Here is a 21,155-nt window from a genome sequence, read left to right on the forward strand (position 1 = left end):
GGAATCTCTTGCTCTAGAGCTTTTTGCTTCCTTTTTGGGGCAATGCCAAAAAGGGAGTTGGGTTTGGGACAACGTCCCAATATCAAGAAATTCACTTCGTGAATTTCTTAATTTAATGACATTGATCGTGCGGCAGCCTGGGGGTTGGACGATTTGTATTCCGTAACGATCCCAAAAAACTTGAGAACTACCAACCTCAATACAAAAACATCCACAGGTAATTGGTATTTTAAATTTAATCAACCAATAACGCCAAGGAGGTAATGCTCTTAACTTAAGAAATCCACTTTGTGGATTTCTTAAGTTAAAGGTATTAGCCAAGGAGGGGGGCGAGGAGAACGCTATATTTTGTGGTAGAACGGCTTTATGGGCTGGTAGAACGGGTCAGTGACTTGGTAGAAACAGCATTTTGCCTTGGTAGAAGGGGTCAATTGGTTGGTAGAACGCCTCAAGTAGCTGGTAGAACAGCCCAATGACATGGTAGAAGTATCTCCCGGCGTGGTAGAAGGGGGCAACAACATGGTAGAACGGGTCAGGGATCTGGTAGAACCTGTAAAATCAATGGTTTTGGAATAATATCAAAAAAATCACGTGTCAAATAGTGGGTACAATATACTTTGTAATCACTACAATATCCCCCTCGATTTAATTTCCAGGTACTTATTAATCGTATTTACCGTAAGCTCCCCCGGGGTTGTCAGTATGGTTTGGATGCCGTGTTGGTTTAGTTCCCGAACAATCAGCTTTTTGTCGTAAACAAACTTCTCGGCAATGGTTTTAACATAGATGTCTTCTATGCTTGTGGCCCGTTGGTCGGTAATTTTATTTACTTCGGTGTTTTTAAAAAATACAACAACCAATAAATGGGTTTTGGCAAGGGCCTGCAAATATGCGATCTGTTTTCGTGCCGAGCTGATGCTTTCAAAATTGGTGTACAATACCAGTAAACTCCTGTGGGGGATCTTTCTTCTTACTTGTGCATAAAGCAGCTCAAGGTTGGATTCCGGAAACTGTGTTTTTTGGTTGTATAACACTTCCATGATCGACTGCATATGTCGGCCATTTCTGGAAGCCGGTAACATAGAATGAATAGAGTTGCTGAATGTAAACAATCCTGCCTTATCATGCTTGAGCATGGCAATGTTTGATATAACCAGGGAAGTGTTTATGGCATAATCAAGTAGCGTCATTCCCTCAAACGGCATTTTCATCGACCGGCTCATATCTATCAGGTTAAACACTTGCTGCGATTTCTCGTCCTGATACTGGTTTACCATTAAATGGCCTTTTCGGGCAGTTGCTTTCCAGTTGATGGTGCGGTAATCGTCGCCGGTAATATAGTCGCGTATCTGGTCAAACTCCATTTGGTGACCAATCTTCCTTATCTTTTTAATCCCTACTTCAGTCAGGCGGTTTGAGATGGCCAATAGCTCAAATTTCTTCATCTCCACAAACGAAGGGTAAACTTTAACCATGGCATCCTGACTAAAAATATACCTCCTTTTAATCAGTTTTAAAGGTGAGCAGATGTTTATATTCATTGCCCCAAAAAGGTACTCGCCCCTGGTTACCGGTTTTACCTGGTAGTAAAAGTTCTTTTCCTGGGATGGATTTAATGAAAACTCTTCCATAAAATCCCTTTTCTGGAATTGGAACGGCAGTTCATCAATAACACTGACCCTTACCGGAAAATTGAATTTGTTGCTGATAAAAAGCTGTACTTTATTAGTGTCGCCATTCGAAAATCTTTCGGGTAAATTGCGCGAACCCAGTATCTTTTTATTACTTCCCTTGTGGTATATCAGAATAGTGTCTGTGATAAATAAAAAAACAAATAATGTAAACGATATCTGGGCCATAATAAATACCGGTTGGTAGTATTGCCCAACAATCATCAATGCCACAAGCAGTCCCAGTCCGGCAAAAAACCGGTTTGTTAAAAAGAAAGATTTCCAGAAGTTTTGCATATACAATATTGTTTATCGTGGAATCTCTACCGAATCAATAATTTGCCGGATAACAGCATGGGTGCTGATGCCTTCCATTTCTTTTTCGGGTGTCAGGATCACACGGTGCGTTAACACGGGCAGCAATACAAATTTCACATCTTCCGGAGTCACAAAGTCACGTCCTTCAATGGCCGCATAGGCTTTGGCCGCATTTAAAACTGCCAATGAAGCTCTTGGACTGGCTCCCAGGTATAAGCTGTTGGTGGTTCTTGTTTTTTCAACAATACGGGCAATATAGCTTACGATGTCTTTTTCAACGATCACTTCTTTTACTAAGGATTGAAAAGCGGTAATTTCATGGGCTTTAACTACCGGCACTACCTGGTCGAGCTCATGTTGACTCTTTCTGGTCTGAGCATTGGCAATAATCTCAATTTCTTCTTCCAGGCTCGGATATCCTAGTTCTATTTTAAACAGAAAACGGTCGAGTTGAGCTTCCGGCAAACGGTAAGTACCTTCATGTTCTATGGGGTTTTGTGTAGCAAAAACAATAAACGGATTTTCCATTTTCCAACAATTGCCATCAATGGTAACCTGTCGTTCTTCCATCACTTCAAACAAGGCAGCCTGTGTTTTTGCCGGCGAGCGGTTTATCTCATCTATAAGTACCAGGTTTGAAAATATGGGGCCTTGTTTAAACTCAAATTTTGAAGTGCCCGAGTTGAAAATGGTAGTACCCAAAACATCCGAAGGCATTAGGTCGGGCGTAAACTGAATTCGCGAAAAGTCGGTGGATATGGTTTTGGCCAAAAGCTTTGATATCATGGTTTTGGCAATTCCCGGAACACCTTCGAGCAGTATGTGGCCATTGGCCAGCAGGGCGGTTAACATCAGGTCAATAATTTTTTCCTGACCCACAATAACTTTGGTTATTTCGTTTTTTATCTTAAAAACAGCTTTGTTTAGTTCATCCAGATTTAATCTGTTTTCAAAGGGGGTATTATTTTCCATATGGTTGCTTCTTATTTGTTTTTACATTTTTGATAGATATACTCAATGTTTTTACTGAAATGTTCCAGGTCTTCTTCGGTATAGGATGCGTTCAGTCTTAATCTTTCAGCCTGCGAAAAAAGTTTTTTGATGGTTTTATGGGGTATATCCAGTTTGTTTGATATTTCTTGTATTAAGTGTTCATTCGTTTCTGAGGTGTCAATAAAATATCGGGTACGTAAAAATTCAAGAAAGTACTTGAATCTTTTTTGGGCTATATCTAAATGGTTTTTTCGTTTAAAGTACAACCTGCCTATGGTTTCGATAAACGACAGCGTGGTGTTTCGGGGTGGATTTATTACTGGAATTTTCCTTTGGTTTCTTTTTGCTGAGATCACAAGGTAGGTAACAATGGTAAAGAGCAGAATATACCAGGCATATTTAAGCCCTTTTTGCGACAGTATGTAGCGTAGCAAAGATGTAGATGGACGGGGCTTGGCTTTGTAGTATTCGTCCCATATTACCTTGCTGTTCTGTGGCAGGTAGGATAAAGTTTTAAAGGCGTATTCGTAATTAATATCCGAAACCAGGTTAAAATTAGTATAGGCTAAGGGATTCAGGTTAATAAAAAAGTTTCCCTGGCCATATTTTACCCTGATAAAATTGGTTTTTGCTTTATTGCCTAATCCTAAAACGGTTGTTTTCAGGGTGTCGTAATAATTGAAATGGATGTTTTGAAATGCTTTTTTGTAGGTGTATCCAAAGGGTGACTTCAAGGTTTTGTTGACCAGGTTAATCGTTATCGAATCATTGTAAATGTTCTTAATGTTGAAACTGGTGTTTATGTCAAAACCAATGGAATCCAATACCAAATCGCTAAATTCTGAAGCTGCAATAAAGACATTGTTCCCTTTTTTTACATGACTGGTTATTTTATCAAAGTCGGTTTTATCCGGATGAAATGAACTGTTGATAATAACCAGGTCTGCTTTTTCAAATTGATCTCCTGATAAAAAGTTGTATAAGGGCGAATGGCAGGTATATATTGCTGAAGAATCAAAAAGTGTTTTTAATTCATCAAACAGAATTTTGCTTCCGTAAGGAATGTCGTCATCTTTCGAAAAACTCAGGCTCCAGTCAATGGGTTTGGGGGTAATGATAAGAATGAATAGATATAGTACAAAACCAAATCCAAGTGCCCCAAAAACATATTTATTCTTTTTGTTACTCATGTTTGTTGGATTTAGGTGTCATACAATCATTAAAATGATCAAACTGGGTTTTCATTGCCAAAAACTTTGATTCGTCCATAGCAAATTGTCCGTACCAAACATATTCGTAATTCAATACCAGCTGCTTGAATTCCTGTCTGTTCTTTTTAGCTTTTAGTTCATAATAGTAGTCCAGGTTCGTTTTCCAGGGTTGCCAATCTATTTTATTTTCATGGTGTAATTGGCGTAAACACAGCAAGTATAGAATCCTGACGGCTTCTCTGTGTGCTTTGTTGCGTATGCTCACCTGCAGCATGTTGTCCAGATTTTGATTGTGTATGTCATCACTACCCTGTGCAAAATTTAGTTGAGATACGGGTTTGCTTGCACTTATAATGAAGATTCCTGAGGGCCTGATGCCAATGAGTTTGAGTATGATAAAAATAAGGATGAGTACTCCGGTTCCAATTATCAGGTATTTAATGGTGTTGGGTTGTATGCCCATATCGGCAAATAATCCAAAGAACCATTTTATAAACTTATCCCAAAGTGATTCCGGCATTTCATACCTGTCGTACTTATAAATATCCATTTGCCTGTAGGCCTCCATGGTTTCAACAGAAGGGTGGCGGTACACAACTGTGGAATTGTCCCAGGCCGATACCTTTCCGGTTTGTTGCGAAAAGGTTAAAATGCCCGGGGCAACAATCAAACAGAATAATATAATACGATTTAAATACTTCATTTAGTCGTTAGTGCTGTTGATGTTTTTAATTCGTTCCAGAAGAGAGGTGTTGTCCTTGTGTTCGCATAAGCTGAAATATTGGAACGAGAGGATCAGGGGAAGTATTGGGGTGGAAATAACCGTAGTTAGTGTGGATGAAACTGAAATAATAATTGCAGGAATGATGTCCACTGTTTTACTGTTAGATAGCAGGCCTTTAGCTGTAAAATACGATGTTACCGGAACTGTCAATGCCATATTCAAGGCAAAGCCAATGATAATGGCAATAATGACCAAGCCAAATGTTTGCCACCAATGGCCCTTAATCAGGTAAAAACACCTTCTGGCAGATTCCAGATAGGGTTCGTCTTCGTTTAGTTTGATAATCAGTATAAATGAAAATGCCAGGGATATATATATTACAAGAATCAAGGTGGCAAAAACACCAATGGCTGCCACAATTGGATTTCCCAGTGCTCCTAAAAACAAAGCTACTATACCATATGCAGTTCCAATCAGCAATAGGGTTAACAACGAGTATCCCAACAGGGCCATAAACTTGCCGGTAAACATGCTCCATACAGAATGGGTGTTTTCTGCCCGGTTGTTGTTTTTTGAATAATGAACTACGTATGAATAGGTTAGTCCGTAAAAGAATAAATACATAATAATAGACAGGATGTAGATAAGGAAAACCTCGTTGGAGACGTTTTGACTAAATTCCTGGGCCTGACTTGGATTGGATAGTACTTTGAATAAGGTGTTAAAAGTGTTTCTGAAGTAAATAGTACTGAAAATTGAATATACCAGGACAGGGAGCCCTGCATATAGAATAATCATTCTCCAGAATAATTTATATTCTTGCTTTATAAAGGCAAAAGTAGCGTTCAATACATCACTAAAACCGCGTTTCTTTTTGAGTTCAATATTTTGTTCCATCATTAATTGGTGTCTGTATGTTTTTGGTTTCTATTGTTTACTAATTTTTTATGTGCAAATATCGGGTTAATGAAAAAATACCAGATGATAAAACCTAAGGAGCATATTATAATCAATAAGTTGACAAACAGAGGCATGGTGTCGTAATGCCTGGTTACAAAACTTTCTAAAAAGCCGGCAACGATAAATACCGGAACCAGCCCAAGCATAATTTTTAAGCCGCGGATTACACCTTTTTGCAGAGCTACCACCCTTGGGTAAGTTCCGGGGAATAAATAGCTGTTGCCAAGTATTATCCCTGCTCCTCCGGCCAGGATAATGGCTGGTATTTCAAGAGCCCCATGGATATAAATGGTTAAGGTAGATACAGTGAATAGATTTTTTAAGTAAAAAAAAGTTTGAAAAGAGCCCAGCATAACCCCGTTCTGAAATAAAATAAATCCTACAGCAAGGGGTGTTAATATGCCAAAAATAAAGGCCATAAACGAAACTTTTATGTTATTGAAAGTAATAAAAAAGAACATTTCAAATTCACTCCTGCTGCTATATATCCCCATGGGATCGCCTTTTTCAATGTTATCAAGGGTTGTATTTACATAGGCATCCCCTGTAATCAGGCGTATAAACCCATCGTCGTTAACCGCCGAAATGCCACCCAGTACAAATGATATTGTAAAAATGATAACAGAGACATAGAAGTATTTCCGGGCGTGGTACAGTTCCAACGGGAGCTCTTTGAACCAGAAATCTTTGAAACGGTTTGATTTTTCTTTTTTGTTTTTATATACTTCCTGGTGGGTTTGTACTGCCAATGAGTTAAGGTATGATATGGTTGGCGATTCGGGAAAGAAAGTACGTGCGTAGGCCAGGTCATCTGTGAGTTGAATAAACTGTTCTGCAAGCTCATCAGGATTGATGCTTCCCGTATGCTTGATGTTCTTTTCAAAGCTTTGCCATCGGTTCTTGTTTCTGTTGATAAACGTGATTTCTTTCATAAATCAAGTCAGGTAACTGAATGCTAAAATGATTCAATTTTTAGTTTAAAACATCAAATATAATTAATCAGCTCAAATTTGTTACATTTGGTGAAGCTATAATTTATCAGTATTGCTTAGTGCTTGTAAGAAAACTGGGTTTTGAATACTATAAATTAAATTGTTGATTGGTATATAGTACTATAAAGCGTATTATGGAGTTTGTAAATATTGACACCACACAAAATGTGAATCTTGAGTTTAAGTCGGCAAGTATCGGTGATAGGATACTGGCATACTGTTTCGACTTGTTGATTATTTTAACCTGGAGTATTACCTGGACGATCATCATAAACAAAATGGGCGGTTTTGAAGTGTGGAATATTGTTTTTTCATTGCCCGTAGTGTTTTACAGTTTGTTATGCGAACTTTTGTTGAACGGGCAATCCTTTGGAAAAATGGTGTTTAAAATTAAAGTGGTAAAACTGGATGGCAGCGAGTTGACCCTGGCTACTTGTTTGGTGCGTTGGCTGTTTCGTATTGTTGATAATTTGATCTTGTTTGGGAGTATTGCTGTTTTAACCATCATATTGAGTAAAAAATCTCAACGGCTTGGAGATATCACTGCCGGTACTACCGTTATTAAGCTAAACAAGGCTAATTTATTCGAGGACACTAGTTTTGTTGAAGTTCCCGAGAGCTACGATTTAAAATACCCTCAGGTGAATCTTTTAAATGATACTGATGCAAACATTATTAAAGACGTGCTCAAGTTAGAAAAGGCTTCAGGTCCTGGGGATGTTGATTCTGTTGAAAGTATCTTAAAAAAGACACAAAGGGCTATTCAACAAAAGTTAAGCCTTACCGAAGTGGAAGTTGAGCCAAAAGAGTTCCTGAAATCAGTTTTGATAGATTATAATCATATGAATCAATAAACTTTGGGTATGAGATATATAATAGTTTATATGTTGCTAATTGGGTTGTTCGCCTGTAATAAACCTGTAGAACAAAAAGTGCCGGTTGTAGATGGACAGGTTATTAATGCAAATGGGGGCAAATTGTTTTTCTACCAGCAGAATACGGATATTAAGCTTTTGGATACCATTACAGTTAGTGACCAGGGAAGCTTTCGGATATATAAGGAAAGTGTTACTGCCCCGGGGTTTTATTTTTTACAGTTCGAAAATGGGCAACGTATTAACCTTTTTCTTCGTCCGGCCGATTTTATTCAGCTTCAGGTAGATGCCAATGATGTTATAAATAGCTGCAAAAGCAAGAATTCAAAAACTATGAATGCACTATGGGAAATCGACCGCAATACAAAGGAACTGAAAACCCATCTGGACCGTATTTCGGGTGATTTTGCAGGTATTGTAGGAAAGGATTCTGCAGTGGTTCTTTATCAAAGTCTGGTTGCCCAAAAAGATAGCCTCCTGAAAAAATATAAGAGTAAAGCATTAAAACTGTTGAAAGGCATTGATGATGAAGTAGTGAAATGGTATACACTCAATCAAAAGGTTGCAAATATTATTTTGTTTTCCCTTGAGGAGGATCTAAAGCTATTTCTGGGCAATTCTGAAAAATTGATGAAAGATGACAGGTTAAGTGAACTGTTTTATGACTATGACCAGGATTTAATGAAGGCCTACTCTTTTATACGAAGGACGGAAAGATACTCAAAAGGTGAGCAAATGATTGAGCTCAAAGCCAGAACCAATTGGGATGAGATGCTACCCCTGGATAAACTGAATGCAAAATTAATTCTGTTAGTATTATGGAATGGTGATGTTGAAGCTTGTGAGGTCAGACTAAAGGAAATAGAAAGTAATAGAAAGAAATATGGGCACCGGGGATTGAAGGTGTTAATGGTGGCTTATGAAAATAATAAAGAATCATGGAAAGAAAATATCTCTCGTTTAAGTAGTTCGTATTGGAATATTGTTGATACAACAGGAATAGAGTCTACCGATCTGGTGGAACTAGGAGTAAGGTCATTGCCATTTAACTTTTTGGTTTCCCCGGAGGGAACTATTGTTGAACGTGAATTGTGGGGCGCAGAGTTGGAAACGGGGGTAGAGAATTTTCTTAAAAATTATTAATATATTTGGGCGCGGAACAACTAAAATAGAGAGTTGTCAGCATTACCTGTAATCAAAATATGCAAAATGAATATGAGTAGATTTATATTGTTTTTTAGCCTTTTGCTTCTTTTATCTGCCTGTGGCGAGAAAAATAAAATGAGAGTAAGCGGAAAAATTGAAAATGGCGAAGGTAAAGTGTTATACCTGAAGCAGCTGAACCTGAGTGGTGAAGTGGATGTGGATTCCGTGGTTCTGAAGGCCAAAGGTAATTTTAAGTTTTCCCTGCCAAAACTCGAAAATCCAACCTTCTTTTTGTTAAAACTGTCGGATAAAAATTTCATAACCTTGTTGGCTGATTCAACAGAAAAGATTGAAGTGATCGCCAATGCAGAAAATCTATCAAAACACTATGATGTAAGTTCTTTAGGTTCAAATTATATACAGGCTCTGAATACGAGGTTTGACAGGACAAAAACTGAGGTGGATAGTTTGATGAAGATATACAACGATACACCAAAGGATGAGAAAGAGCTGATAGAGGAGGTGCGTCAGGATTTAATTGAAGTTATAGATAACCAAAAAGTTTTTGTCAGGGACTTTGTTATGGCAAACCCTCGTTCTTTTGCTAGTTATTATGCCGTATTTCAGCGTTTTGATGATGGTACGCTGGTGTTAAATGCATATGATAAAGAAGATTTAAACCTGTTCTCAACTGTGGCCACCAGCCTGAGCTTGTTTTATCCTGAATCTCCCCGGTCAGAACAACTTAAGAATTTTGTGCTGAATATCCGCAAAGAAATTAAGATAGGAGAGCTTCAGTCAAAACTTAAAAATGAAGCACAAAGTAATATTCCCGACATTGAAGAAGAGGATTTGAACGGGAAAAAGATAAAGCTCTCTTCTTTAAAAGGTAAATTGGTATTGTTGTCGTTTTGGGCATCATGGGATGAAAAATCAAGAAAAGAAAACAAAAACCTGATTAAGATCTACAACAAATATAAAGCTAAAGGATTCGAAGTTTATCAGGTGTCGCTCGACAGGAGTAAAATTCTTTGGGAAGGGGCAGTGGAACAAGATAAGCTTCCATGGATAAATGTAAGCGATTTAAGGTTTACAGACTCCTATCCGGCACGTATATATAATGTGCAACAATTGCCAGCCAATTATTTGATCAGCAAAAAAGGAGAAGTGATAGGTAAAGATTTGTTCGGAAGAATACTTGATGAGAAGCTAAATGACTTGTTAAATTAAATTTTGCATAAAAGATATGGTGAAGGAACTCAGTTTGGGTTCCTTTTTTTGTGTGTACTTGAATATTTACTTCATTTGGTTTAAAAAGTATAATGCTTGCTTTTTCACGTAAAAAACTGATATATTTGTCCGTTCAAAAAAATTAAGCAGTTGCTTATTGGTTAAAATGGAATTGCAGCAAGAGGGTAAAAAAATATATTTTGCATCAGATGTTCATCTGGGCGCACCATCTATTAAAGACCATAAGGCGCATGAAAAAATGTTTGTTGATTGGTTAAATGAAATAAAGCCAAGCACCAAAGCGCTTTATCTCTTAGGTGATATATTTGATTTTTGGTACGAATACCGTTATGTTGCCCCTCGAGGATTCACACGTTTTTTAGGAAAAATAGCAGAATTTACCGATGCCGGGATTCCTGTGCATTTTTTTACCGGGAATCATGATATCTGGGTGTTTGATTATCTTCCGAAAGAAACGGGGATGGTGCTCCATAGGGAACCTGTGTCGGTTGAACTGGACGGTAAAAAGTTTTTTATCGGACATGGTGATGGCTTAGGACCATATGATAAGGGATATAATTTTTTAAAAAGTATTTTTACCAATACAACTTTACAGTGGCTTTTTTCGCGTTTGCATCCTAACTTTGCAGTAGGCCTGGCAAAAAAATGGTCGGCGCATAGCAGGTTAAAGAACGAAAACTCGGAAGAAGCAAAATTTTTGGGTGAAGAAAAAGAATATTTAATGCTTTATGCCAAAGATGTTTTAGCAAAAGAATATTTTGATTATTTCATTTTTGGGCACAGACATATTGATATAAACAGACCTATTGGCGATGGTAGTCGTTTTGTATACCTGGGGGATTGGGTAAAACTCAGGTCGTATGGAGTCTGGGATGGCAGTACGTTTGAACTAAAGTATTATAAAAAGTAGTTATAAAATAAGCTTGGTGGCTGTTGTGGTAACATGGTGGTCGCTAATGTGTTAGCAAAAGTCGAATACAATGGGAATTTATGCTGTTGCCACAAGTACGGGCTGTTATCTGCCCGAAGTAGTGGTGAAAAATATTGATTTTGCCAATCAGTTATTTTTAAATAGCGATGGCAGCAAGATCGAAACTCCGGGCAAGGAGATAGTAGAAAAGTTTGAGCAGATTACCGACATTACCGAAAGACGTTGTGTGGGCGAAGGATTGGTTACTTCAGATATTGCTGCAATAGCTGGTAAGCGAGCACTGGATGCCGCCAATTTTGATAAGGAAAACCTTGATTACATTATAGTAGCCCATAACCTTGGGGATATTAAGCACGGGAGTAGGTTTCCGGATATTTTGCCAACCCTGGCATCAAGGGTTAAACAAAAACTCGATATTAAAAATCCAAAAACAGTAGCTTACGATATTACATTTGGGTGTCCCGGCTGGACTCAGGCCATGATTCAGGCCAATTATTATTTAAAGTCTGGAGATGCCAAAAGTGCGCTTGTTATCGGTGCCGATACCTTGAGCCGGATGATGGACCCTCATGACCGTGATTCGATGATTTTTGCCGATGGTGCTGGTGCTGCACTTCTTGAGGCTGTTGAAAGTGATGAGCCAGTAGGTATTTTAAAGCACGTATCGCGTACCGATACCGAGGAGCATCTTGATCTGTTGCAAATGGGACCATCATATAATCCGGAATTAAAGCATGATCACCTGTATCTGAAAATGTTGGGACGTAGATTATATAATTATGCGTTGACTAATGTGCCTCTGGTAGCTCAGGAGTGCCTGGATAAGAACGGACTTACTTTAACTGACGTTAAAAAAGTTCTGATCCATCAGGCTAATGCCAAAATGGATGAAGCCATCCTGAAAAGGATATTCCGCTTATATGGAATCAGGGAAGTGGATTACGATGTGATGCCAATGACCATTAAAACCTTGGGAAATAGTTCTGTGGCTACAGTCCCAACCTTGTTCGACATGGTTGTTAGGAACCAATTAAAAGGGCATGAGCTAAATAGTGGCGATTATGTTATGATGACCTCCGTGGGGGCCGGTATGAACATTAATGCTTATATGTACAAAATGCCATAAAATTAGATTATTCAATTTCTTAATATGGGGGTATTCTTTAATTTAGGGTATCCCTTTTTTATGCCTAATTATATCAATATCATCTTTGAACTGCCTCCTGAATTTTCTTTATGTTTGCTGGTCTCCTTGTTGAAAAATAGCGATATTGTAGTTTTTATATTACTGACCGTTAAGTATTTGGAGTAACTTCTTAGGGTCTTTGAAAGGATATAAAATCCACATATCTATAATTTGTAAGCTACAAATTGGCTCTACACCTATTAACGGACATGCTTTTCTTTACGTGCTGAAAGCACAGCTTATCATAGCCCCAGGTAAAACGCAGTGACACCTGGGGTTTTTCAGTTTTATACCTCAGCGTCCTGTAAGGACAACTCGTTCATATTTTATAAAAAATAGTGTTATATTTAATTCAAAATATTATCTAATATGTCGCAATCTTTATCAAAACTCTATGTACATATCATCTTTCACGTTAAAGACCCATCTCATACATTCATCAGGAAACCTGATAAAAATAGTCTGTATAATTATATAGGTTCTATCATAAAAGACAATGGCTCTATACCTTTAATTATTAATGGTACAGAAGATCATATGCATATCTTCTGTGTTATGTCGAAAAATATAGCACTATCTATGTTTGTTAAAGATATTAAGAGACATAGTAGTAGGTGGCTAAAAGGTTTTGATAATTTTTATCGGGTATTTAAATGGCAGGGTGGTTATGGTGGTTTTTCCGTTAGTTCGTCTTTATACGATAAAACATTTAATTATATAAAAAAGCAGGAAAGACATCATGAAACCATGTCTTTTAAAGATGAATATTTATTGTTCTTAAAGGAATATGGTATCGAATATAATGAGGAGTATTTGTGGGGATAAATTCTTGAGTTGTCCTTTCAGGACGCTGATTGATATTGCTTATACACCCCAGATGACACTGCGTTCTATCTGGGGCTAGGATGAACCAGGCCTTCGGCCTGCTTGTATTTAAAACCAAACAAGGATCAGCTAAAAACTCTTTTTCATCAGGCCCCAATTTTGTTCCTGATCCCTTTTTTCTTTTATTTTGTGAAAGATGTTTTATAAACTGAGTTCAATAAAAATATGATGGAAATAGTGGTTGCGTTTTTGGTTGGGAGTATAGGCTGTTTTGCCTTTTTATATTCTTATTATACTTCAAAAAAGTCACAGCTTAGGCAACAGGTTCAATTTTTTTCTGAGGAGAACAATAATCTGAAATCTCAAAATGTTGAGATCCTGCAAAAATTAGAAAAAGTTAATAATGAGCTGATGCAGGCAAAAATGCATATTGCTGCCATTGATACTGAAAATGCTCATCTGATTAACTTAAATAAACAACGCCAGCAAGAGATTGAAAACCTTCATGAAAGGCTCAGTAAGGAGTTTGAAACCATTGCCGACCGTGTATTGATTAATCGTTCAAAGCAAATAAGCGAACAGAGTAACCAAAAGCTATCGGATATATTGTCGCCCTTGCAGGAGCGCATCACACGTTTTGAAAAGAAGGTGGAAGAAACCTATGATAAGGAGGTAAGGGATAAGTTAAGCCTAAAGGCCGAAGTAAAAAGATTATACGATTTAAACCACAGAATCAGTGAAGAAGCTCAAAACCTATCCAAAGCTTTAAAAGGAGATGTGAAAAAGCTGGGCAATTGGGGGGAAGTTATTCTTGAAAGGGTACTGGAGCAGTCCGGATTGACCAAAGGCCGCGAATATCGTCGCGAAGTGGTGGATGAAAACAGCAATGGTGCCACTATTCGCCCGGATGTTATTATAGATCTGCCTGAAGGAAAGCACCTGATTATTGATTCAAAAATGTCATTGTCGGCCTATGAAGAGTTTGTAACGGCTGAAGATGAGGAAACAAAAGCAGTTGCCTTGAAAAACCATAAAGAAAGATTACGGCAGCATGTTAAAGATTTGTTCGAAAAAAATTATATCTCTGCTAAAAACATCAACTGTCCGGACTTTGTGTTGATGTTTATTCCTGTTGAAGCTTCATTTGCCGCAGCGGTTGAGAATGATAATGACCTTTTTTCTTTTGCCTGGGAAAAGAAGATAGTCCCTGTGAGTCCGTCAACATTGTTGGCTACATTAAAAACAGTTAGTTCCATATGGCGGCAGGAAAACCAAAATAGAAATGCACAGGAAATTGCCCGTCAGAGTGGGGCTTTGTACGATAAGTTTGTTGGTTTTGTGGCAGATCTGGAGAAAATAGGTTCCAATATCAATACACTTCAAGGTAATTACGATACGGCATTGTCAAAACTTCAGCAAGGTAAGGGTAATCTTATTTCACGGGCCGAAAAAATTAAAAGTCTGGGAGCCAAAACAAATAAATCAATAGAAGATAAGTTTTTGAATTAATCATATCAGGAAAATAGTTCGGGATATAGTCGTAATTAATTCGGGATGTGTTCCTGTTTCGTTCGTAGCTCCTTCGGTTCTCGTTCGGTTCTCCTTCGGTTCTCGTTCGGTTCTCGTTCGGTTCTTCTTCGGTTAAGAGGTATTATAACCGAAGAAAGACCAAATTAATTCCTAAGGAATTGCATTCGAATCGCGACTAAGGTACGATGCCTTCCCGACCACAGCATAAAGAATGTTCCACGTGGATAAAAAAGCAATAGAAATTTTAATGTATACGGAAGGTTTGTTTACGATTTAATATAAATAACGCATTTTTTACAACAAATTAATATCGTAAGTTTGTATAATTAAAAAATACACCTACATTTGTATCCATAAAATTTTTGAGAAATGACAAATTTAGTACATCATCACGGACATCATTATAATCTACCATAGGTGGGCCGGGATTGTTGTATATAAAAATATAATTATGAAAGAGGGCTTGCCGATAAGGAAGCCCTCTTTTTTTGTTTTAGAAAGAACAATTGTTAAAATGTAGATATGAGCTAAGTCGGCTGTTTTCATAAAGTCCCTTATCTCTTATCATTAATAAAAAAGTTAAAAGTAAGATGGAAAAACTTAGAATTGCCCTACAGAAAAAAGGAAGGTTACACGATGATTCAATGGCTCTTTTAAAAGAGGCAGGTATTAAGTTTAATACTGGAAGCAGGACTTTAGTAGCTCAATCATCTACATTCCCAATTGAAGTGTTGTTTTTAAGAGATGATGATATTCCACAAACCATTGCCGATGGAGTAGCCGATATTGGTGTAGTGGGTGAAAACGAAGTGGAAGAAAAGGATTTTAAATTAACCATTGCCAAGAGGTTAGGGTTTAGTAAGTGTCGCTTGTCATTGGCTATTCCCAAAGCTGATGAATATAAGGGTCTTGAATATTTTGAAGGAAAGAAAATTGCGACCTCTTATCCGGTTATCTTAAAAAAGTATTTTGATAAGATGAATGTCAATGCGGAGATTCACGAGATTGCAGGTTCTGTTGAAATTGCTCCGGGAATTGGCCTGGCAGATGGTATTTTTGATATTGTAAGTTCAGGTAGTACCCTTGTTGCCAATAGACTAAAAGAAGTAGAGGTGGCTATGAAATCAGAAGCTTTGTTGGTACAGGCTGAAGGATTGTCGGAGGGTAAAAAGGCTTTGATTGAAGAGTTGTTGTTCCGTATCAATTCTGTGATGGCTGCTAACTCTAACAAATATATCCTGTTGAATGCACCCAATGATAAAGTAGAGGAAATTGTAAGTATATTACCAGGAATGAAAAGTCCTACCGTGTTGCCATTGGCCGAAAAAGGGTGGAGTTCGGTTCACTCGGTTATTTCTGAAAAGCAGTTTTGGGAAATCATTGGCAAACTTAAAGATCTTGGGGCACAAGGAATATTGACCTTCCCAATTGAAAAAATGATATTATAAAGAGTATTTCTTATGACAGGGGTGTGCGTTCGGCTATAGAAAAAACCGGATGCCAGCTCCTGGTAATAAAACAACGTGCATGCAGGTATTTAAATATCCCCCAAAAGAAGATTGGGTAAAATTACTACAACGCCCTGAAAATGATTTAAGTGGATTGTTTTCTACAGTTCAGGGAATTTTGGACGACATAAAAGCAAATGGAAATAGTGCCGCAATAAAGTATTCTGAAAAGTTTGATGGTTTTGCTGCAAAGGAGTTGTTGGTTTCTAAAGAAGAAATTGATGAGGCGTGTATGCAGATATCTTCGAACCTCAAGGAAGCTATTTATAAAGCAAAGCTGAATGTGGAGACTTTTCACGAAGCTCAAATTGTTCCTGAGAGAGTTGTTGAAACAATGCCAGGTGTAGTATGTAGGCAAAAAAGTGTAGCCATTGAAAAGGTTGGGTTATATATTCCCGGAGGAACTGCCCCCCTGTTTTCAACGGTTCTGATGCTGGCTTGCCCGGCTAAGATAGCAAAGTGTAAAGAGATTGTTTTGTGTACACCCCCTGACAGGGAAGGCAAGGTTCATCCGGCCATATTGTACACGGCTTCGCTTGTGGGGGTTACCAAAGTATATAAGCTTGGGGGCGTGCAGGCCATTGGAGCCATGGCATATGGTACAGAAAGTATTCCCAAAGTGGATAAAATATTTGGTCCGGGTAATAGCTATGTAACGGCAGCCAAGCAATTGGTAAGCCTTAAAGATGTGGCCATTGATATGCCTGCAGGACCATCAGAAGTTGAAGTTCTTGCTGATGAATCTGCCAATCCGGCTTTTGTGGCCTCAGATTTATTAAGCCAGGCAGAACACGGGGTGGATAGTCAGGTTATTTTGGTTACCAATAGCATCGAACTCATTGCCAAAGTTGAAGAAGAGCTTGAAAAACAGCTGAGCCGGCTTTCCCGTAAAGAAATTGCGGTTAAGGCACTTGAAAACAGTCGTATCCTGTTGTTGGGTTCTAAAGAAGAAATGATTGAAATGACCAACCAATATGCTCCTGAGCATTTAATTATTGCTATGAGGGATGAGGATGAGGTTGCCAATAAAATAACCAATGCAGGTAGTGTGTTTGTGGGGAATTATACTCCTGAAAGTGCCGGTGATTACGCATCAGGTACCAACCATACCCTGCCAACCCATGGTTATGCAAGGGCATATAGTGGCGTTAACCTGGATAGTTATCTTAAGAAGATAACCTTTCAAAAAATTTCTCCTCAGGGACTGCTGGAAATAGGCCCTGCCATAGAGGAAATGGCAGCTGCCGAACAGTTGGATGCACATAAAAATGCAGTTACCATTCGTTTAAATTCATTAAAGTAAATTTTTAATATCTCGGGGCATAAATCATGAAACCATTAAATCAACTTATACGCCAGAATATCTTATCCTTAAAACCGTATTCTTCAGCACGGGATGAATATACAGGAGGTGAAGCTATATTCCTGGATGCAAACGAAAACCCGTTTAACTCTCCCTATAACCGTTATCCGGATCCCTATCAAAGAGAACTGAAAGAAAAGATTGCCCGCATCAAGGGGATAGCTGCAGAATATCTTTTCCTGGGAAATGGTAGCGATGAGGCCATAGATATTGCTTTCAGGGCTTTTTGTGAACCCGGTAAGGATAACGTGGTGGCCATTGACCCTACTTATGGTATGTATCTGGTGGCTGCTGACATTAATAATATTGAAACCCGTAAGGTTAAGCTGACAGATGATTTTGATCTGGATACAGATGGGCTGTTACAAGCTTGCGATCAAAATACCAAGCTTTTGTTTATCTGTTCACCAAACAATCCTACCGGGAACAGTTTTAAAAAGGAGGATATTGTAAAAATTATTGAAGGCTTTCAGGGTATTGTGGTACTGGATGAGGCCTATATTGATTTTGTTCCGGAAAAAAGTTTTGTGCACGAATTAACCAGATATCCTAATGTTATAATCCTGCAAACCTTTAGTAAGGCTTGGGGTATGGCAGGAATTAGACTGGGAATGGCGTTTGCCTCTCCTGAAATAATCCAGATCTTTAATAAGATTAAATATCCCTATAATGTTAATGTCTTGACACAAAAGAAGGCACTTGAATTGCTGCAAACAGAGCAAGACATGTCAGATTGGGTAAAGGTGATTTTAAGCGAGAAGTCAAAGATGAAAGAAAGACTGGATGGGTATTCTTTTGTTCAGAAAATATATCCTTCTGATGCCAATTACCTTCTTGTGAAAACTGATAATGCCAAAGGTATCTATAATTACCTGGTAAATGAAGGTGTTGTAATCAGGGATCGTTCTACAGTGACCCTATGCGAAGGATGTTTAAGGATAACTATTGGATCAGAACAAGAGAACCAATGCTTATATCAGGGATTGGATAAGTATATGGCTGACAACTAGCCTTTGTTCCTTGTAAGATACCAGTTGTAAAAAAAGCAAATTTATGAAACGAGTATTATTTATTGACCGCGACGGAACCATTATAAAAGAACCACCAGTTGATTTTCAGGTGGACAGTTTGGAAAAACTTGAGTTTTACCCAAAGGCAATTACCAATTTAAATAAAATGGCTTCAAAACTGGATTTTGAATGGGCCATGGTAACTAATCAGGATGGGTTAGGAACAGATTCGTTCCCTGAAGACACCTTTTGGCCTGCGCAAAATAAAATGTTGAGCACTTTGGAAGGTGAGGGTGTGGTTTTTGATGAAATTTTCATCGATCCATCAATGCCCTGTGATAACTCGCCAAACAGAAAACCTGGCACCGGCATGCTCACTAAGTATTTTAGTGAAGAATACGACCTGAAGAATTCTTTTGTGATTGGTGATAGGCTAACAGATGTTCAGTTGGCAAAGAATCTGGGGTGCAAGGCCATTTTTCTGGCCGAAGAAAGTGCTTCCGTTGAAATAAAGAAAAACGGGCTTGATGAGGTTTGTGCCTTAATTACAACTGACTGGGATCAGATATGCCAATATTTGTTTTCGAAAGAAAGAACGGCTTCGGTAGTGCGTAAAACATCCGAAACAGATATTGCTATCAAGCTAAACCTCGATGGCAACGGTAAGTGTGATATTTCTACCGGACTAAACTTTTTTGACCATATGTTGGAGCAGATCGGAAAGCACTCCGGTTGCGATTTAAGTATAAAGGTAAATGGTGATTTGCATGTTGATGAGCACCATACCATTGAAGATACTGCTTTGGCATTAGGGCAGGCCTTTAAAGATGCCCTTGGCGATAAAAGGGGTATTGAGCGTTATGGTTATTGTCTTCCTATGGATGAGTGCAAAGCATTGGTAGCACTTGATTTTGGAGGACGCCCCTGGTTGGTTTGGGATGCGGATTTTAAGCGTGAAATGGTGGGGGACATGCCTACAGAAATGTTTATGCATTTCTTTAAAAGCTTTTCTGATGCCTCGTTGAGCAATTTAAGGGTGGAAGCCAGTGGTGCCAATGAACATCATAAAATAGAAGGTATTTTTAAGGCTTTGGCCAGAGCTATTAAAATGGCCATTAAAAAAGATGTTTTTAATGATACCCTACCCAGTACAAAAGGGGCATTGTAAAGTATTAAAATATTAAGACATTCAGGCCTCATTCGGTCTGATGTCTTATTTTATTGGATCTGCCAATCTGCTTTTCTTGATTTCATTTATGTATCCATACATATTTGTTGCAAAATATTTACTAACTTTCACCTTGTTATTGATTGAATTAAATGGTGTAAATGGCTGGTATTGCAAGCAAATCAGGGTTCCCAATAGCTGGTATACTTCCTCGTGAAGAGATGTTGGAGGTTAAGAAGACCAGAAAAAAACTTATTATTGGAATTCCTAAAGAACTATCTAAGTTTGAAAACAGGATAGCATTAACCCCTCAGGGAGTTGAGCTGTTAGTTGAAAACGGACATACTGTTTTGTTTGAGACCGGGGCCGGGGAACCAGCCAACTATTCCGATTCTGATTTTTCGGAACGGGGAGCTTCCATTGTCAGGTCACCAAGAGAAGCCTTTAGTGCCGAAATCATATTAAAAATTTCTCCTTTTACAGAAAGCGAAATAGACCTGTTGTCTCCAAATCAAACTGTTATATCCCTTGTTCAATTGTATCAGCAAACCAGGGAGTTGATACAGAAGATGATGAGCAAAAAAGTGAATGCTCTTGCCTTTGAGTTGATAAAAGATGAGAATGGATCTTTTCCTGTGCTTCGAAGCATGAGTGAAATTGAAGGAACAGCTTCAATTATGATTGCCAGTGAATATTTAAGCAAGGCCCATAATGGTAAAGGGGTATTGTTGGGAGGTATAACAGGGATTTCTCCTGCCGAGGTTGTAATTCTGGGAGCAGGAACTGCAGGGGAGAGTGCTGCACGTGTGGCCTTAGGGTTAGGGGCTACGGTTAAGGTTTTTGATAATTCAATAAAAAATTTAAAAGATCTGCAGGATAATGTAGGGCAAAGGGTGTTTACTTCTGTATTGCACCCAAAAGCACTTACCAAAGCATTAATTTCGGCTGATGCCGTAATTGGAAATTTACGGTATTTGCAATCCGGCTTAAGGTATTTTGTTACAGAAGACCAGATAAAACTGATGAAACCGGGTTCTATCCTTATTGATTTGGGTATAGGGCAGGGTGGATGTTTTGAAACATCTGCCTGTACTGATTTTGCCCATCCCGTTTTTCGGAAACACAACGTAATTCATTATTGCGTACCTAATGTGGCTTCGCATGTGTCGCGTACATCAACTATTGCCTTGAGTGATATCTTTGCTCATTTACTATTGAAAATTGCTGATTCTGGTAGTATTGATACGATTGTAAAGGAAGATGTTGGTTTTAGTCATGGGGTATACATTTACAAAGGTATACTGACTAATCATTATATTGGAGAAACCTTTTCGTTGCCGTCAAAAGATATAGGTTTGCTTATGGCAGCTTTTTAGTTCTTTTGATGTACTTCTTAAAACAATAGTTCGTTAGTTTTTTATAAGTGTTAGATTATGAGATACTTAATAAAATCAACTCAAGTTAGGTAAAGATCTTATTTTAAGCATCTTGCAA

The 21,155-nt window shown here is 38.2% G+C and carries 18 protein-coding genes; 12 read left to right on the plus strand and 6 right to left on the minus strand.

Annotation, left to right across the window (positions count from 1 at the left end):
- Positions 1 to 626: 626 nt before the first annotated feature.
- The 6 genes from OM074_RS19790 to OM074_RS19815 are packed head-to-tail and all read right to left on the minus strand — an operon-like array spanning position 627 to position 6,808.
- The gene (locus OM074_RS19790) at positions 627 to 1,967 is read right to left on the minus strand and encodes a DUF58 domain-containing protein (protein ID WP_301202366.1); all 1,341 of its coding nucleotides are present in this window, start codon (positions 1,965 to 1,967) and stop codon (positions 627 to 629) included.
- Between the two features lie 12 nt (positions 1,968 to 1,979).
- Positions 1,980 to 2,960, minus strand: coding sequence for an AAA family ATPase (locus tag OM074_RS19795; RefSeq protein WP_301202368.1), 981 nt, complete (start codon positions 2,958 to 2,960; stop codon positions 1,980 to 1,982).
- 11 nt (positions 2,961 to 2,971) lie between these two features.
- Positions 2,972 to 4,171, minus strand: a complete 1,200-nt coding sequence (locus OM074_RS19800) for a DUF4350 family protein (RefSeq protein WP_301202369.1) — start codon at positions 4,169 to 4,171, stop codon at positions 2,972 to 2,974.
- Positions 4,164 to 4,895, minus strand: a complete 732-nt coding sequence (locus tag OM074_RS19805; protein ID WP_301202370.1) for a DUF4129 domain-containing protein — start codon at positions 4,893 to 4,895, stop codon at positions 4,164 to 4,166. The genes OM074_RS19800 and OM074_RS19805 overlap by 8 nt, the downstream gene beginning before the upstream one ends.
- Positions 4,896 to 5,816, minus strand: coding sequence for a hypothetical protein (locus OM074_RS19810; RefSeq protein WP_301202371.1), 921 nt, complete (start codon positions 5,814 to 5,816; stop codon positions 4,896 to 4,898).
- Entirely contained in the window at positions 5,816 to 6,808 is a 993-nt protein-coding gene (locus tag OM074_RS19815; protein ID WP_301202372.1) for a stage II sporulation protein M, read from the minus strand. Before OM074_RS19815 ends, OM074_RS19810 begins: the two co-directional genes overlap by 1 nt.
- A 194-nt stretch (positions 6,809 to 7,002) precedes the next feature.
- Here OM074_RS19815 and OM074_RS19820 point away from each other — a divergent pair, with 194 nt between their 5' ends.
- The 12 genes from OM074_RS19820 to OM074_RS19875 all read left to right on the plus strand — a co-directional run bounded on the left by OM074_RS19820 (position 7,003) and on the right by OM074_RS19875 (position 21,037).
- A complete protein-coding gene (locus tag OM074_RS19820) occupies positions 7,003 to 7,722 on the plus strand; it encodes an RDD family protein (RefSeq protein ID WP_301202374.1) in 720 nt (239 codons plus the stop codon).
- 9 nt (positions 7,723 to 7,731) lie between these two features.
- Positions 7,732 to 8,886 carry a TlpA family protein disulfide reductase gene (locus OM074_RS19825; RefSeq protein WP_301202375.1) on the plus strand — a complete coding sequence of 385 codons (1,155 nt, stop codon included), beginning with the start codon at positions 7,732 to 7,734 and terminating at the stop codon, positions 8,884 to 8,886.
- 72 nt (positions 8,887 to 8,958) lie between these two features.
- Entirely contained in the window at positions 8,959 to 10,119 is a 1,161-nt protein-coding gene (locus OM074_RS19830) for a TlpA disulfide reductase family protein (protein WP_301202376.1), read from the plus strand.
- Between the two features lie 166 nt (positions 10,120 to 10,285).
- A complete protein-coding gene (locus tag OM074_RS19835; protein WP_301202377.1) occupies positions 10,286 to 11,050 on the plus strand; it encodes a UDP-2,3-diacylglucosamine diphosphatase in 765 nt (254 codons plus the stop codon).
- Between the two features lie 70 nt (positions 11,051 to 11,120).
- Positions 11,121 to 12,197, plus strand: coding sequence for a 3-oxoacyl-ACP synthase III family protein (locus tag OM074_RS19840; RefSeq protein WP_301202378.1), 1,077 nt, complete (start codon positions 11,121 to 11,123; stop codon positions 12,195 to 12,197).
- A 429-nt stretch (positions 12,198 to 12,626) separates the two neighbouring features.
- The gene (locus OM074_RS19845) at positions 12,627 to 13,082 is read left to right on the plus strand and encodes a transposase (protein ID WP_301202380.1); all 456 of its coding nucleotides are present in this window, start codon (positions 12,627 to 12,629) and stop codon (positions 13,080 to 13,082) included.
- Positions 13,083 to 13,307: 225 nt separating this feature from the next.
- Positions 13,308 to 14,591, plus strand: a complete 1,284-nt coding sequence (locus OM074_RS19850) for a DNA recombination protein RmuC (RefSeq protein WP_301202381.1) — start codon at positions 13,308 to 13,310, stop codon at positions 14,589 to 14,591.
- Positions 14,592 to 15,202: 611 nt separating this feature from the next.
- A complete protein-coding gene (hisG, locus tag OM074_RS19855; RefSeq protein WP_301202383.1) occupies positions 15,203 to 16,060 on the plus strand; it encodes an ATP phosphoribosyltransferase in 858 nt (285 codons plus the stop codon).
- A gap of 79 nt (positions 16,061 to 16,139) precedes the next feature.
- Positions 16,140 to 17,423: a histidinol dehydrogenase gene (hisD, locus tag OM074_RS19860; protein ID WP_301202384.1), complete on the plus strand. Its 1,284-nt coding sequence runs from the start codon at positions 16,140 to 16,142 to the stop codon at positions 17,421 to 17,423.
- A 26-nt stretch (positions 17,424 to 17,449) separates the two neighbouring features.
- Positions 17,450 to 18,493, plus strand: a complete 1,044-nt coding sequence (gene hisC, locus OM074_RS19865; RefSeq protein WP_301202386.1) for a histidinol-phosphate transaminase — start codon at positions 17,450 to 17,452, stop codon at positions 18,491 to 18,493.
- Positions 18,494 to 18,536: 43 nt separating this feature from the next.
- Positions 18,537 to 19,661 (plus strand): bifunctional histidinol-phosphatase/imidazoleglycerol-phosphate dehydratase HisB, encoded by a 1,125-nt coding sequence (hisB, locus tag OM074_RS19870; protein WP_301202387.1) that lies wholly within the window; start codon positions 18,537 to 18,539, stop codon positions 19,659 to 19,661.
- A 161-nt stretch (positions 19,662 to 19,822) separates the two neighbouring features.
- Entirely contained in the window at positions 19,823 to 21,037 is a 1,215-nt protein-coding gene (locus tag OM074_RS19875) for an alanine dehydrogenase (protein ID WP_301202388.1), read from the plus strand.
- Positions 21,038 to 21,155 lie beyond the last annotated feature (118 nt).

Source organism: Plebeiibacterium marinum (assembly GCF_026013615.1).
In the GTDB taxonomy this organism is placed as follows: Bacteria; Bacteroidota; Bacteroidia; order Bacteroidales; family Marinilabiliaceae; genus Saccharicrinis; species Saccharicrinis marinus_A.

What these genes read in the sequence shown, in the direction of transcription:
- OM074_RS19790 (WP_301202366.1), bottom strand. Translation starts at nt 1,967, where the DNA reads ATGCAAAACTTCTGGAAATCTTTCTTTTTAACAAACCGGTTTTTTGCC.
- OM074_RS19795 (WP_301202368.1), bottom strand. Translation starts at nt 2,960, where the DNA reads ATGGAAAATAATACCCCCTTTGAAAACAGATTAAATCTGGATGAACTA.
- OM074_RS19800 (WP_301202369.1), bottom strand. Translation starts at nt 4,171, where the DNA reads ATGAGTAACAAAAAGAATAAATATGTTTTTGGGGCACTTGGATTTGGT.
- OM074_RS19805 (WP_301202370.1), bottom strand. Translation starts at nt 4,895, where the DNA reads ATGAAGTATTTAAATCGTATTATATTATTCTGTTTGATTGTTGCCCCG.
- OM074_RS19810 (WP_301202371.1), bottom strand. Translation starts at nt 5,816, where the DNA reads ATGATGGAACAAAATATTGAACTCAAAAAGAAACGCGGTTTTAGTGAT.
- OM074_RS19815 (WP_301202372.1), bottom strand. Translation starts at nt 6,808, where the DNA reads ATGAAAGAAATCACGTTTATCAACAGAAACAAGAACCGATGGCAAAGC.
- OM074_RS19820 (WP_301202374.1), top strand. Translation starts at nt 7,003, where the DNA reads ATGGAGTTTGTAAATATTGACACCACACAAAATGTGAATCTTGAGTTT.
- OM074_RS19825 (WP_301202375.1), top strand. Translation starts at nt 7,732, where the DNA reads ATGAGATATATAATAGTTTATATGTTGCTAATTGGGTTGTTCGCCTGT.
- OM074_RS19830 (WP_301202376.1), top strand. Translation starts at nt 8,959, where the DNA reads ATGAGTAGATTTATATTGTTTTTTAGCCTTTTGCTTCTTTTATCTGCC.
- OM074_RS19835 (WP_301202377.1), top strand. Translation starts at nt 10,286, where the DNA reads ATGGAATTGCAGCAAGAGGGTAAAAAAATATATTTTGCATCAGATGTT.
- OM074_RS19840 (WP_301202378.1), top strand. Translation starts at nt 11,121, where the DNA reads ATGGGAATTTATGCTGTTGCCACAAGTACGGGCTGTTATCTGCCCGAA.
- OM074_RS19845 (WP_301202380.1), top strand. Translation starts at nt 12,627, where the DNA reads ATGTCGCAATCTTTATCAAAACTCTATGTACATATCATCTTTCACGTT.
- OM074_RS19850 (WP_301202381.1), top strand. Translation starts at nt 13,308, where the DNA reads ATGATGGAAATAGTGGTTGCGTTTTTGGTTGGGAGTATAGGCTGTTTT.
- hisG (WP_301202383.1), top strand. Translation starts at nt 15,203, where the DNA reads ATGGAAAAACTTAGAATTGCCCTACAGAAAAAAGGAAGGTTACACGAT.
- hisD (WP_301202384.1), top strand. Translation starts at nt 16,140, where the DNA reads ATGCAGGTATTTAAATATCCCCCAAAAGAAGATTGGGTAAAATTACTA.
- hisC (WP_301202386.1), top strand. Translation starts at nt 17,450, where the DNA reads ATGAAACCATTAAATCAACTTATACGCCAGAATATCTTATCCTTAAAA.
- hisB (WP_301202387.1), top strand. Translation starts at nt 18,537, where the DNA reads ATGAAACGAGTATTATTTATTGACCGCGACGGAACCATTATAAAAGAA.
- OM074_RS19875 (WP_301202388.1), top strand. Translation starts at nt 19,823, where the DNA reads ATGGCTGGTATTGCAAGCAAATCAGGGTTCCCAATAGCTGGTATACTT.